This is a genomic window from Pontibacter harenae (genome assembly GCF_020907245.1).
Classification (GTDB): domain Bacteria; phylum Bacteroidota; class Bacteroidia; order Cytophagales; family Hymenobacteraceae; genus Pontibacter; species Pontibacter harenae.
Genome location: NZ_JAJJWH010000018.1, coordinates 22,627 through 35,232, shown reverse-complemented (window position 1 = coordinate 35,232; position 12,606 = coordinate 22,627). Strand labels below are relative to the sequence as shown.

At 42.8% G+C, this 12,606-nt stretch carries 11 protein-coding genes; 8 read left to right on the top strand and 3 right to left on the bottom strand.

What is annotated here, in order from left to right; all coding sequences use genetic code 11:
• Genes LN893_RS11130 through trmB form a run of 3 tightly spaced genes read left to right on the top strand, consistent with a single transcriptional unit; the run spans position 1 to position 2,832 of the window.
• Complete coding sequence (locus LN893_RS11130) at positions 1–876, top strand: hypothetical protein (protein WP_229969932.1); 876 nt, start codon at positions 1–3, stop codon at positions 874–876.
• A gap of 8 nt (positions 877–884) precedes the next feature.
• Positions 885–2,177: a bifunctional folylpolyglutamate synthase/dihydrofolate synthase gene (locus tag LN893_RS11125; protein ID WP_229969931.1), complete on the top strand. Its 1,293-nt coding sequence runs from the start codon at positions 885–887 to the stop codon at positions 2,175–2,177.
• A gap of 1 nt (position 2,178) precedes the next feature.
• Entirely contained in the window at positions 2,179–2,832 is a 654-nt protein-coding gene (trmB, locus tag LN893_RS11120; protein ID WP_229969929.1) for a tRNA (guanosine(46)-N7)-methyltransferase TrmB, read from the top strand.
• Between the two features lie 83 nt (positions 2,833–2,915).
• Here trmB and LN893_RS11115 read toward each other — a convergent pair whose 3' ends face one another.
• Complete coding sequence (locus LN893_RS11115) at positions 2,916–3,860, bottom strand: alpha/beta hydrolase (RefSeq protein ID WP_229969927.1); 945 nt, start codon at positions 3,858–3,860, stop codon at positions 2,916–2,918.
• 84 nt (positions 3,861–3,944) lie between these two features.
• On the bottom strand, positions 3,945–4,568 hold the full coding sequence (gene trpF / locus LN893_RS11110; protein ID WP_229969924.1) for a phosphoribosylanthranilate isomerase: 624 nt from the start codon (positions 4,566–4,568) through the stop codon (positions 3,945–3,947).
• 226 nt (positions 4,569–4,794) lie between these two features.
• On the opposite strand from trpF, the gene mnmA reads away from it, so the two are divergent.
• The 5 genes from mnmA to LN893_RS11085 all read left to right on the top strand — a co-directional run bounded on the left by mnmA (position 4,795) and on the right by LN893_RS11085 (position 11,649).
• Positions 4,795–5,922 (top strand): tRNA 2-thiouridine(34) synthase MnmA, encoded by a 1,128-nt coding sequence (gene mnmA, locus LN893_RS11105; RefSeq protein ID WP_229969922.1) that lies wholly within the window; start codon positions 4,795–4,797, stop codon positions 5,920–5,922.
• On the top strand, positions 5,922–6,659 hold the full coding sequence (locus LN893_RS11100; RefSeq protein ID WP_229969921.1) for a hypothetical protein: 738 nt from the start codon (positions 5,922–5,924) through the stop codon (positions 6,657–6,659). The genes mnmA and LN893_RS11100 overlap by 1 nt, the downstream gene beginning before the upstream one ends.
• Positions 6,660–6,663: 4 nt before the next feature.
• Complete coding sequence (locus LN893_RS11095) at positions 6,664–8,316, top strand: S8 family serine peptidase (RefSeq protein ID WP_229969919.1); 1,653 nt, start codon at positions 6,664–6,666, stop codon at positions 8,314–8,316.
• A gap of 223 nt (positions 8,317–8,539) precedes the next feature.
• On the top strand, positions 8,540–9,196 hold the full coding sequence (rpe, locus tag LN893_RS11090) for a ribulose-phosphate 3-epimerase (protein ID WP_229969918.1): 657 nt from the start codon (positions 8,540–8,542) through the stop codon (positions 9,194–9,196).
• 11 nt (positions 9,197–9,207) lie between these two features.
• Positions 9,208–11,649 (top strand): TonB-dependent receptor, encoded by a 2,442-nt coding sequence (locus tag LN893_RS11085; RefSeq protein ID WP_229969917.1) that lies wholly within the window; start codon positions 9,208–9,210, stop codon positions 11,647–11,649.
• 85 nt (positions 11,650–11,734) lie between these two features.
• Here LN893_RS11085 and LN893_RS11080 read toward each other — a convergent pair whose 3' ends face one another.
• Complete coding sequence (locus LN893_RS11080) at positions 11,735–12,601, bottom strand: DUF2911 domain-containing protein (protein ID WP_229969916.1); 867 nt, start codon at positions 12,599–12,601, stop codon at positions 11,735–11,737.
• Between the last annotated feature and the right edge of the window lie 5 nt (positions 12,602–12,606).

Below are 12,606 nucleotides of genomic sequence, written 5' to 3'. Positions count from 1 at the left end.
ATGGCAACTTACACATTAGAGGAGGAACAGAAAAATAAACGAATTGCTGCTGGCTTAAGTGTGGCCCTGCATGTGCTTATTTTGCTGTTTCTGCTGTATATGCTGGCCTGGCGCGCTCCAGATCCACCAGCTCCTGAGATTGGTATAGAATTAAACTATGGTACCTCAGCTGTTGGTAGCGGAGACGTGCAGTCGGAGGCAACCCCAAACGAATCTAAGAACGTAATGGATAGTAAGCCTGCGCCTACACAACCCGATCCGCTTCCAGAGCCAGAACCTGTAGTGCAGCCAACGCCCCCAACTCCTGTGGAAACACCTAAAGTGGCTACTACAACGGCAAATGCGCCTGTTGCTGTAAAAGAGGAAGTAAAACCTACTCCAAAGCCACAACCAAAGGAGGAAGTTGTTAAAAAAGAGCCTGAGAAGCCAAAGTCTTTGTACCCAGGGAAACCTACCACAAGTACAGGTACAGGTAAAAGCGGCACCTCTAACGAAGCAACTGGTAATAACAATGGAGACGATGCCAATGCCGTAGGCGACAAAGGCTCTCCAGAAGGAAAGCTTGATGCGAAAGCGCTTTATGGCAAACCAGGTGGCGGTGGTGGCGGCTCATTGGATATGGCTGGCTGGCGTTATGACATCGAACCACGCAAAGACCCATATGAAAATGAAACTGGCATTGTAAGGTTCAGGATCAAGATTGATGGAGATGGTAACCTTGTAAACGTAACTACAATAGAAAGCACTGTTTCTCCAAACGTAGAAAAGTGGTACAAAGACCAGCTTCAAAAAACTACTTTTAGCCGTACAGGTGGCAGTTCTGCCAATTCTGCAGGGGCTTCAGGTACTGTTACATTCAGAATTACATCCCGCTAATTTTTTCAATGACCTACCAAGAGTGTCTTGATTACTTATACCAGCAATTGCCGATGTTTCACCGCATCGGCAATGCTGCTTTTAAGAAGAGCCTAGACAATACTATAACCTTATGCGATGCCCTTGGGCAGCCACAGCATACTTTTAAAACTGTGCATGTGGCAGGCACCAATGGCAAGGGCAGCAGCTCACACATGCTGGCGGCTGTTTTGCAGCAGGCAGGCTATAAAACAGGCCTTTATACTTCTCCGCATCTTAAATCATTTACAGAGCGTGTCCGCATAAACGGGCAAGAGGTGCCAGAGGCGTATGTTGTGAACTTTGTGGAACACCATAAAGCTTTATTTGAGAGTGTGAAGCCTTCCTTTTTCGAAATGACGGTGGCCTTGGCTTTTAAATACTTTGCTGACGAAAAGGTGGATGTGGCTGTTATAGAAGTAGGGTTGGGCGGCAGGCTAGATTCTACTAATATCATCCAGCCAGAGGTCTCACTTATTACGAACATCGGTTATGATCACCAGGCTTTACTGGGTGATACCTTACAAGCTATAGCAGGAGAGAAGGCAGGTATTATCAAAGCAGGTGTACCTGCCGTAGTAAGTGCGAAACAACCTGAAATAGCAGAAGTGTTTGCAGACAAGGCTGCCTCAGTAGGAGCCCCTCTGCATTTTGCTTCCGAACTTATTCAAGTTAAGGTATCTGAAGTTTCACTGCAAAGTCAAGCGTTTAACGTCTATAAAGACAATAGTTTATGCTTCGAAGGTTTAGCTATTGATTTACCTGGACGGTATCAGCAGTATAACTTGCCTGGGGTGCTTCAGTCGCTGTTTCTTTTACAGGAGAGAGGCTTTCAAATTTCGGATGAGGCAATAAGAGATGGACTGGCTAACGCTGGAAAACTGACTGGACTAAAAGGAAGGTGGCAGGTGCTAAACCATAAACCTTTAACCATATGCGATACAGGTCATAATGTAGATGGAATAAAGCAGATTTTACTTCAGCTACAGAGTTTGGAGCCCAAGAAGGTGCATTTTGTTTTTGGTGCTGTTAATGATAAGGATGTAACTACCATTTTGCAACTCCTCCCAAAAAATTATAGCTACTACTTTTGCCAGGCAAACATACCAAGAGCCCTGCCTGTGCAGGATTTACTTCAAAACGCAGTAGCTAACGGCATAAAGGGTAGTGCTTATTCTACAGTTGCAGAAGCTATAGCGGCAGCGAAGGAGTTTGCTGCTGTAGATGAGGTAATTTTTATTGGAGGTAGTACCTTTGTGGTAGCAGAAATAGAAGAACTTTAACATGTCGAGATCAAAACTCAAGAAATTTGAGGCAATAGCAGAAAGAGAAAATGTATTACAGGAGGGTGACGAAAACTTTGGCCAACTGGTAGGACAGTGGCGAGAAGTTCATTTCGAAAACCAAAAACCTTTAGTATTGGAAATAGGTTGTGGCCGTGGCGAATATACCGTAGGTATGGCCAAGCTGTTCCCTGATAAAAATTTTATCGGGGTAGATATAAAAGGAGCTCGTCTCTGGAAAGGAAGTACACTGGCGTTGGAGGAGGAGTTATACAATGTGGCGTTCCTGAGAGTATACGTAGAGCAGATCAAAGATCATTTTGCCGATGGAGAAGTAGATGAAATTTGGGTTACCTTTCCAGACCCTCGTCCACGCGATCGTGATATTAAGAGACGCCTGACTTCGCCACGGTTCCTGGACCTGTACAAGCAAATTTTAAAACCAGGTGGTATTGTGCATTTGAAAACTGATAACCTGGAGCTTTATGAATACACCTTGGAGGTGCTGCAGGAGCGAGGTATAAAGAATCTGTTGCAAACTTCAGACCTATACAATTCAAATCTGCAGGAACACACAATGGGTATATATACCACCTACGAGAAGCGCTATATGGCTGAAGGTGTTCCTATCAAGTATCTACAGTTTCAGCCTTAAAGAACTGAACTTTATTTTTGTAGTTTAAATAAAGAGGGCCTGGTAAAAGATTACCAGGCCCTCTTTATGCTATATGTAAAGCTTTAACGTTTGTTTAATAATTTGTTTGTATCAAACCAGTTAAGGCAGCGGTCAAACCACAGGTCCTTGGTGGTAGGGTTTTTCAAACCGAAGCCGTGACCACCAGCCTGGTATAGGTGCAATTCTGCAGGAACATTATTTTTTAGCAAGGACTGGTAAAACAGCACACTGTTATTTGCATGTACCACATCGTCGTCGGAAGCATGCACCAGAAATGTAGGCGGAGTCTGAGAAGTTACCTGCAGTTCGTTTGAGTATTCTTCTATTTTAGCAGTAGAAGCCTTATCTCCTAAAAGATTATTAAATGAACCTTGATGTGTAATCTCCTCTTTTCTGCTGATGACAGGATAAATGAGCAGCATGAAATCTGGCCTTACGCTGGTACTTTTTGGGTTGTCGATATAGCTTTTCTGAAAGTGAGTGCCTGCCGTAGAGGCTAGATGCCCCCCAGCGGAAAAGCCCATAATTCCAACACGAGAAGGATCTATGTTCCATTTTTTAGCGTTCTCCCTTACCAAAAGCAGTGCCTGTTGCGCATCTTGCAGAGGCGCTATTTCTGGGTTAGATGAGGTTTTAGCACTTGGTAAACGGTACTTCAGTACAAAGGCAGCTACACCTTGTTCATTAAACTTCTTTGCAATATCAGAACCTTCATGTGAGGCAGCTAAAATGGCATAGCCACCTCCAGGGCAAATGACAACAGCCGTGCCATTAGCTTTTTCCTTTGGCGGTAGGTACACAGTAAGAGTTGGCTTTCTTACTTTCTCAATCTTCAACCAACCCTCAGGCACTACTTGAGAATTTTCCTCATCCAAACCTGGCACTTCGTTTGGAATAGTTTTATATAGGGGTATTACCTGTTGGTTTTGTTGGGAATGCACTTTTGTAAGCGTAGAGATAAACATGAAACTTAGTACAAAGAGGTATTTGGCTTGGCAGTACATCATTATAGTTAAACTTTAAATAATCTGTTATAACATCTTGTGATTACAGGTTTGTAACATTTTGTAGAACCTCTACTAATAGCAGCCTTAAGCTTCTTCTATCTCTTCGAAAATTTCCTGTAGCTCATCAAAGTCTTTCAAGCCTGGTTTGATTTCGTTTCCTCCTTGCAAACCGATTCCGACAGGTTTGATTTTTTCTATTACTTCCAACGCATTTTCTTTGCTTAAGCCAAAGCCAATGTATACATCAAATTGCTTGGCTATGCCTTTCAGAAATTTGATGTTAGTGTCGTCTATTGTTGTGAAGTCGTTGGAGTCGATAATGAAATATTCTACATAAGGGCTGTAGAGCTCCATTACTTCCAGCAACTCACTTTCCACAGTGTCTTTGTCTACATATACTTTCAAGATCACTGGTCTATTTATTTCTTCTACCTCGTCAATCAGGTAAGGTACGTTTAACTGAATGTAGTCCAAGTTAAACTCATCAGCCAGGTCGTTTATAACCTCAGGCTTTGCCTTTATAAATTCTCCAGCAAGTTTAACACCTGCTACCCAGCCACTGATTTCTTTCAATGTCTCAGCAGAAACACGCTCAGGATCATCCAACATCAGGTTGAAACCTAAAATATCAGCGCCCATACCTGCACAATAGCGTGCATCGCTCAAATTGTTCACTCTATTTACTATAACTGAAGTTCGTAGACTCATATTGGTTTATAATTTTATAGAAGCTTGTGTGTTATTATATAATCCAAAGTAAACTCCATTTCTTTTCTATGCCAAATTTTGCACACTTTTTTACAACGTTAAAACGTCAACAGAGCCGTATCTAATGTCTTTGTACGTGCTATTTTGCTACTCTGAATCTTTATTACTGCTCTGTTGTTACTATATTTGTGAAAATTTTAAGTCAGAATCTGAATTTTATACATAAATGAGTACAAAAGGAAGAGTATTAGTAGCTATGAGTGGCGGTATCGACAGCTCTGTGGCTGCCGTAATGCTGCATGAGCAAGGATACGAAGTAGTAGGCATGACTATGAAAACATGGGACTATGCCTCCAGCGGTGCGAGTAAGAAAGAAACAGGATGCTGCAGTCTAGACTCCATCAACGATGCCCGTAATATTGCCGTTAGTCTTGGATTCCCGCACTATATTATCGATATCAGGGAAGAGTTTGGTGACTTTGTTATAAATCATTTCACAGATGAATATTTAGCAGGCCGCACTCCAAACCCTTGCGTGTTGTGTAACACGCACATTAAGTGGGATGCTTTATTGCGCCGTGCCGATCAATTAGGTTGTGATTTTATTGCTACAGGCCATTATGCTAATGTACGCGAAGAGAATGGACGGTATATCATATCTAAAGGTCTGGACGAAAACAAGGATCAGTCTTATGCTTTGTGGGGAATATCGCAAAAGAGCCTGAGCCGCACTATTTTCCCGCTGGGTAACCTGCATAAGTCTGAGATTCGCCAAATGGCATTGGAGCGTGGGTTTACAGATCTGGTAAATAAGCCTGAGTCTTATGAAATCTGCTTTATTCCTGACAATGACTACAGAGGCTTTCTTAAGCGCAGAGTGAATGGCCTGGAAGAGCAAGTGGCAGGAGGAGAGTTTGTATTAGAGGATGGTACTGTGGTTGGTAAGCACGAAGGATATCCTTTCTATACTATTGGCCAGCGTAAAGGCTTGGGCGTAGCACTTGGTTTTCCTGCCTATGTAACTCGCATCGAGAAAGATGAAAACAGAGTTGTATTAGGCAATTTCGAAGATCTAGCTAAAAATGCCATGACAGTTGGAAAGTTAAGTATGGGGAAATACGATAATTTAGACGGTAGACCTATACCAACAGTTACGAAAGTACGCTATAACGATCCTGGCACAGAGGCTATCATAGAACAGGATGGTGACAAAATGAAAGTGCATTTCATAAAAGGCGTACATGCTATAGCGCCAGGGCAGGCAGCAGTGTTTTACGAAGGAAACGACGTAGTAGGCGGTGGCTGGATTGAAACGAACTATAATATGGCTTATCAGCTCGATGTTTTAGCATAATGAGAAAAATTCTGTTGTTAGTGGTGGTAGTGGCTAGCTTGGTAGCTGGTTGTACCGAAAGTTTTGTGGAGCCAGATCCTAAGGCAAGGGGATTAGAATATTATCCCTTGCATGTTGGCGACTACCACATCTACAACGTGAGAGATATTAAGTACCAGCACAACGTTGCTGTTGTAGACAGCATTTTCCAGATGCGGGAGGTGGTAACAGATACGTTCCGCAACCAAGCCAACGAACTCACTTATAAAGTTGTTCGCTCCATTCGCAAAAATGAAAGTGGTGCTTGGCTTGAAGATTCAGTTCTGACAGTTGTGAAATCAGAACATATGGTAGTCCTCTCCAAAAACAATACGAAATATATAAAGCTGGTTTTCCCGGTAGAAGAGGGCAAAAAATGGCTAGGTGATGCATTCAACAATAATATTGTAAATGACTTGGCAACCGATCCTTACTTAAGAAAGGAATCGTATAGTTACCAGAATGTGGGTAAGCCACTGCAAATAGGAGAAAATACGTACCCTGAGTCCCTAACTGTTGTACAGGGTAACCCTGCCGATAACGTAGTGTTTAAGGATGAGCGAAAGGAAGTATATGCAAAGGGTGTAGGAAAAGTGTATAGACTTTTCAATCGTGTGGTTTATGCTTCTTGTACCCCAGAAGACTGTGTGTATGGGGAAGGTTACAAACTTAACGGGCATGAAAGAACGGAAGAATTAGCTTCTTACGGCAAATTGTAGATTCATGAGGAATTGGCTCTTCTATATCTTTTTAGTTTTTAGTGTTACGGCTGCTTATGCTCAAAGCACAGGATTAGAAGAGCGCAAACACCTGATATATTTTACAGATAAAGCAAACTCACCTTATCAAATAACTCAGCCCCAGGTTTATCTTTCTACAAAAGCCATAGCCAGGCGTGAGAGGCAGCACATTCCTATCACGTTAAAAGATTTACCTGTTAATCCTGCTTATGTGGCAGGTCTTAAAGAGCAGGAGGGTGTAAAGCTGTGGTATACTTCCCGTTGGTTTAATGCTGCTGTCGTGGAATGTACTCCCGATAAACTGGAGGAGTTACTAGCCCTGCCTTACGTTCGCTCTTCCCAAACTTTAAACAGAACAGCTTTCTCAGAGCAAATACGGCAACAGGTAAAAGCGTTAGAAAATGTTCCTGCTGTTTCTTCTTCCATATTGCTCGATACGGCTGATTATGGATTAGCCTTTCATCAGGCAGATATGCTTGGAGTCATTCAACTGCATGAAGCAGGTTTCAGAGGCGAAGGCTTGTCTATTGCTGTACTTGATGCTGGCTTTCCTTCTGTAAATACTATTTCTGCCTTTTCCCATCTGTTTCAGAATCAAAATCTACTGGGGACGTTTGATTTTGTGGCGAAACAGGAGAATGTCTTCCATGCTAGTTCACACGGAACAGCAGTGTTATCTACTATGGCTGCCTACGAGCCAGGCAGAATGATTGGTACAGCTTATGAAGCTAATTACTATTTGCTCAGAACTGAAAATGCCGCCTCTGAGCACCACATAGAAGAAGTAAACTGGCTTTTAGCCGCAGAATATGCCGACAGTGCAGGTGCTGATGTAATAAATTCTTCTTTAGGTTATAACTTATTCGATGAGCCATCAATAGATTATACATACAGCCAAATGGATGGGAACACCACTATTGTGTCTAAGGCAGCTGATTTTGCTGCGGCGACAGGTATGTTAGTGGTGGTAAGCGCGGGTAATGATGGGGCTAGCAGTTGGCGGTATATTGCCGCTCCTGCCGATGCTGACTCTGTGCTTGCAGTTGGTGCTGTCGATTCTCTTGGCAGACGTGCACCATTCAGTTCTTTCGGACCAACGGCTGACGGTCAGATAAAACCTGACGTGGTGGCTTTAGGGTGGAATGCTTATGTGCTCAATAGTAATGGTGCTTTGGTGAAAAGTATCGGAACGTCATTTTCTTCGCCTATTATGGCAGGTATGGCAACTATTTTGTGGCAGGCAAATGCTGGCAAAACAAACATGGAGCTAATTAGGCTGATCAGAAGCATAGGTAGCAATGCTACAGCTCCTGATAATACCATAGGTTATGGCATTCCGAAAGCTAACAAAACACTTACCTCTGTGTTGCCTCCCAGACCCCAGCAAGATTTTCATGTTACCAATCCTGTAACGAGTGAGAATATAAAACTTTTCTTGCCAGTACATCTACAGCAAAAGGAGGCAGTTGTGCATATTTATGACGTAAAAGGTAAATTAATTTATAAACAGGAGTTGCCGCCTCACCAACCACAACATGTGCTGCTATTGAATCCTGCTGTTTTGCAAAAAGGAATGTACTTGTGTCGTTTGCATACTAACGGAAATATGAGCACCGTGCGATTTGTTAAACTTTAAGACTATAATTTATACTCTAATCAGTTGATGTACTTCTGTTTATGAAAAGAAAATTACATTCATAAATTAGTCTGTTTGCTGAGTTGCTGATAGAGAAAAAACTGTTTATAAGTTGAGAAAATTCATGTTTACAGCCAACATTGTTAATATGCAAATGCAGTAAACACAAGTTCTATTTCCTAATTAGCATTTTAAGTTCTAAGCACTTCCTTATCTTTGTAATATGAAACCAATAATAGCCCCTTCTATGCTTGCTTCTGACTTTGCTAACCTGCAGTCGGAAGTAGCGATGTTGAATGCTAGCCAGGCAGATTGGCTGCACATTGATATCATGGATGGCCGTTTTGTGTCAAATATTTCCTTTGGTTTTCCTGTGATGCAGGCAATACAGCGTTTTGCTGAGAAACCGATGGATGTGCATTTAATGATTGAGGAGCCAGAGCTATATATTGAGCAATTCAGAAAAGCAGGTGCCGATACTATCACGGTTCATTACGAAGCCTGTACCCATCTCCATAGAACCATTCAGCAAATAAAAGATACAGGAGCTAAGGCTGGAGTGGCTCTCAATCCTCATACTTCTGTTAAGTTACTAGAAGATGTAATCTCAGATTTGGATATGGTATTGATCATGTCTGTTAACCCAGGGTTTGGAGGACAGAAGTTTATCGAGAACACCTACCGTAGAATAGAGAAGTTGAAGGAGCTAATACTGTCCAGAAATTCAAAGGCGCTGATTGAAGTGGATGGTGGTGTGAATCAGCAGAACGCTCCTTTGCTACTCGAATCGGGAGTCGATGTATTGGTAGCGGGTAGCTTTGTGTTCAGTTCCGCTGATCCTGCCCAAACCATAGCTGATCTTAAAAACAGTGCCAAGTAAGGTCACTTTTCATGATTAAGTATCTATGGTTATGGCTTCTGTTGATGGCCCCGCTAGGGCTTGCTGCGCAACAGGCAACCGTGACGGGTAGTATACTAAATCAATTAAATGAACCCTTAGAACTAGCGACAATAGGTATTAAGGGCAGCAGCAAAGGCGTACTGACCAATGCAGATGGCCAATATAGTTTTACCGTGCCAGCTGCAAAGGAGCTTGTGCTAGAGGTGCGTTATGTCGGCTATTTACCACAAGAAAAAAAAGTCAAGCTTGCGGCGAATCAAACACTGACTTTAAACTTTGTACTTCAGCTAGACCCAAGACAGCTGAATACAGTTGATGTAAGAGGCAAAAATGAGCAGGACACACGGGAGCAGGTAAGTTTAACGAAACTGGACCCGAAAAATGCCAAAGAACTACCTTCTGCCTTTGGCGACTTCAACAAGATTCTCAGCACCTTGCCAGGAGTTACCAGTAACAATGAGCTATCGTCAACTTATTCTGTAAGAGGCGGAAACTACGATGAAAACCTTGTATACGTTAATGGTATAGAGATTTACAGACCTTTCTTAATAACAAATGGGCAGCAGGAAGGGCTGAGTTTTGTCAATCCTGATCTTGTCGATAACATCACGTTCTCCTCTGGTGGCTGGCAGCCCAAGTATGGCGATAAGCTTTCCTCTGTACTGGATATCACCTATAAAAAACCCACAGCATTTGCTGGTTCTGTTACAGGAGGCTTAACGGGCGGAGCTATACACCTGGAAGGGGCCTCAGCTAATAACAAAGCTTCTTTTGTGTTAGGTTTGCGCCACAAAAACGGTCAATACCTGCTCAACAGCCTTCAGGTAGAAGGTGAGTATAGGCCTTTATTCACCGATGCACAGGCTTATTTCCATTATGATCTTTCAGGCAAAGGGCAAACGCCAGAACGAACAACTATAGGTGTGCTTGCCAGTGTTGCCCAAAACGATTATGAAGTCGTGCCTGTTACGCGTATAACCTCTTTTGGCACCACTCAGCAGGTAGTTCGGGTAACGGTGGGGTATGATGGGCGTGAACAAATGGACTATAGCACATATCAGCTTGGCCTGAACTTGCAGCATCAGTTTAGACCTTCTTTTACTTCGAATCTTATTCTATCTGGTGTGCAATCGCTGGAGCGGGAATATCGTGATCTGGAAGCTGGCTACCGCCTTTGCGACATCGATAATAATCCTGGAAGCAGCACTTATGGCGAATGCTTGCAATCAGTAGGATTGGGTACTCAGTTCGACCATGCTCGTAATAAGTTGCTGGCACGCATGCTTACAGCAGAGAGCCGCAACAACTGGCGGCTGAACAGCAGGAGTCATGTAGCCTTTGGCGCTAAAGTGGGCTTAGAGGATATAGAGGATCAATTGCAGGAGTATGGTTTTACAGATTCTGCAGATTATGTTTCACAGAACTATCTGCTACACTCGCAGTTATCGCTAAACAGCTTAAGGTACAATGCATTTGCACAGCACACCTACGAAATTGATTCACTAAAAACAATAACGTATGGTGTAAGGGCAAGCTACTGGAGCTATAATAAGGAAATGACTTTAACGCCGCGTTTGCAGTATTCATTCATCACGCGGAAAAACCCTGATTTATCCTTTAAAGCAGCCATAGGTTTATACTACCAGCCACCATTTTACAGGGAACTGCGAAATATGCAGGGCGAGCTAAATCCTGAGTTGAAGGCACAGCGCTCTTTACACGCTATTGTCGGGAGCGACTATATCTTCCAATCCTGGGGGCGGGACTTTAAACTGTCTGCCGAGGCATACTACAAGCACATGACTAATGTAGTACCTTATGATATAGATAATGTGAGGCTGCGGTATTATGCCCAAAACAATGCGAAAGCGTATGCAACAGGATTCGATGTAAGGGTGAACGGAGAGTTTATAGAAGGAGCGGAGTCTTGGTTTAGTGTAGGTTTTTTAAGAACGCGCGAGAACGTGTCGGGCGATTCTGCAGTTGTGTATAATAACACTGGTGAGGCCGTAGGACAACAGGCAATAGGTTTTATCCGCAGGCCCACAGATCAGCTGCTAAACATTGGGGTGTTCTTTCAGGATCATTTGCCAAATAACCCAACGATGCGCATGTATCTGAATTTGGCTTATGCCTCAGGTCTCCCTTTTGGGCCTCCTAACCAGCCAGCCTACCGCAATGCGTTTTCAGGTAAATCTTATAAACGTGTGGATACTGGGTTTTCAAAGCAAATAGTCTTTGACGAAGAACAAGATAATCGGAAGGCTTTAGCATTGGAGAGCCTTTGGCTAGGATTAGAAGTGTTGAACCTGATAGATGCGAACAATCGTGTTTCCTACAACTATATAACAGATGTGAATGGCATTGTATATGCCCTTCCTAACTACTTAACGGGCAGGAGACTAAATCTTCGTGTTATTGCTAGATTTTAAATAACATCAGGCTTCGCAATAAGCTTACCTTCGGCTCTTTTTTCTCATGTAAGAACAACAATCAACGCCCTTCCAGTAAAGGAAGCTACAGTTTTCGCTTTTTCCAGTCGTTATGCGCTGCTTCAATATCTTTGGCGTAAGTTTTATACGATTCTGGGTCTTCGTTGCCAAGTTGCATAGCTTTGGCTGTTAAAGTGGCAGCCATCTGGAATTCTAAATTCAGTGCATAAAGTCTGGCCTTGATCCAATCGTTAAAGAAATTTTCTTTAATTGCGATAGACTTATTTATCCATTCCAAAGCCATCTTATGGTGTTCTTTACGCGGCAACATATACTCAGCGGCTTGGGCCCAAATGTACCAGTCATCAGGTTTAGCCTCTGCCAACGCTTTTTGAATATTTGCTAAAGCCTTTTTTTCTACTTCAGTCTCTATGTGCAATGTTATTTGGCTGTTTTCCCAGCGCAAATGTAAGTAACCTGTGTTCGTGCTAAGGTCAGAAAAAGAAAACTGCATTGTTTCTTGAAAGGGAGCCTTTTTAGGTTTTACGCGTAAATAGGCAACATCATTTAGCTCACTATAACCTTCCAATCCCCAAAGAGTTGTATCACTGTTCAATACCACATTCCAAACCGAATCGCTTTCTGGCAGTATAAAAACAGAGTAGGAGCCAGCTGGTACACGTTCTCTGTTCAGGAACAGATCATCGCTAAACTTGATTACTGTCGCTTCGTTTGCTCCAGCTCGCCATAGGGTGCCGTACGGAACAAGATTTCCAAAAATCTTACGACCCCTTACGCTTGGGGCATGGTATTGAATTCTGATATCAGTTAAGCCGATTGTTTGCTTAATCACGGCTTCAGGGCTTGCCTGTGGCAATTTAAGTTGCGCTGATACTGTGAAAGAGATCAGGAACAGAATTAGAAAAGCAATAGTATAGATAAACTTATTCATCTTAA

Excerpts from the sequence above, each read along its gene's own strand:
- LN893_RS11085 (WP_229969917.1), top strand. The coding sequence starts at position 9,208 with ATGATTAAGTATCTATGGTTATGGCTTCTGTTGATGGCCCCGCTAGGG.
- LN893_RS11080 (WP_229969916.1), bottom strand. The coding sequence starts at position 12,601 with ATGAATAAGTTTATCTATACTATTGCTTTTCTAATTCTGTTCCTGATC.
- trpF (WP_229969924.1), bottom strand. The coding sequence starts at position 4,568 with ATGAGTCTACGAACTTCAGTTATAGTAAATAGAGTGAACAATTTGAGC.
- LN893_RS11115 (WP_229969927.1), bottom strand. The coding sequence starts at position 3,860 with ATGATGTACTGCCAAGCCAAATACCTCTTTGTACTAAGTTTCATGTTT.
- LN893_RS11125 (WP_229969931.1), top strand. The coding sequence starts at position 885 with ATGACCTACCAAGAGTGTCTTGATTACTTATACCAGCAATTGCCGATG.
- rpe (WP_229969918.1), top strand. The coding sequence starts at position 8,540 with ATGAAACCAATAATAGCCCCTTCTATGCTTGCTTCTGACTTTGCTAAC.
- LN893_RS11130 (WP_229969932.1), top strand. The coding sequence starts at position 1 with ATGGCAACTTACACATTAGAGGAGGAACAGAAAAATAAACGAATTGCT.
- LN893_RS11095 (WP_229969919.1), top strand. The coding sequence starts at position 6,664 with ATGAGGAATTGGCTCTTCTATATCTTTTTAGTTTTTAGTGTTACGGCT.
- trmB (WP_229969929.1), top strand. The coding sequence starts at position 2,179 with ATGTCGAGATCAAAACTCAAGAAATTTGAGGCAATAGCAGAAAGAGAA.
- mnmA (WP_229969922.1), top strand. The coding sequence starts at position 4,795 with ATGAGTACAAAAGGAAGAGTATTAGTAGCTATGAGTGGCGGTATCGAC.
- LN893_RS11100 (WP_229969921.1), top strand. The coding sequence starts at position 5,922 with ATGAGAAAAATTCTGTTGTTAGTGGTGGTAGTGGCTAGCTTGGTAGCT.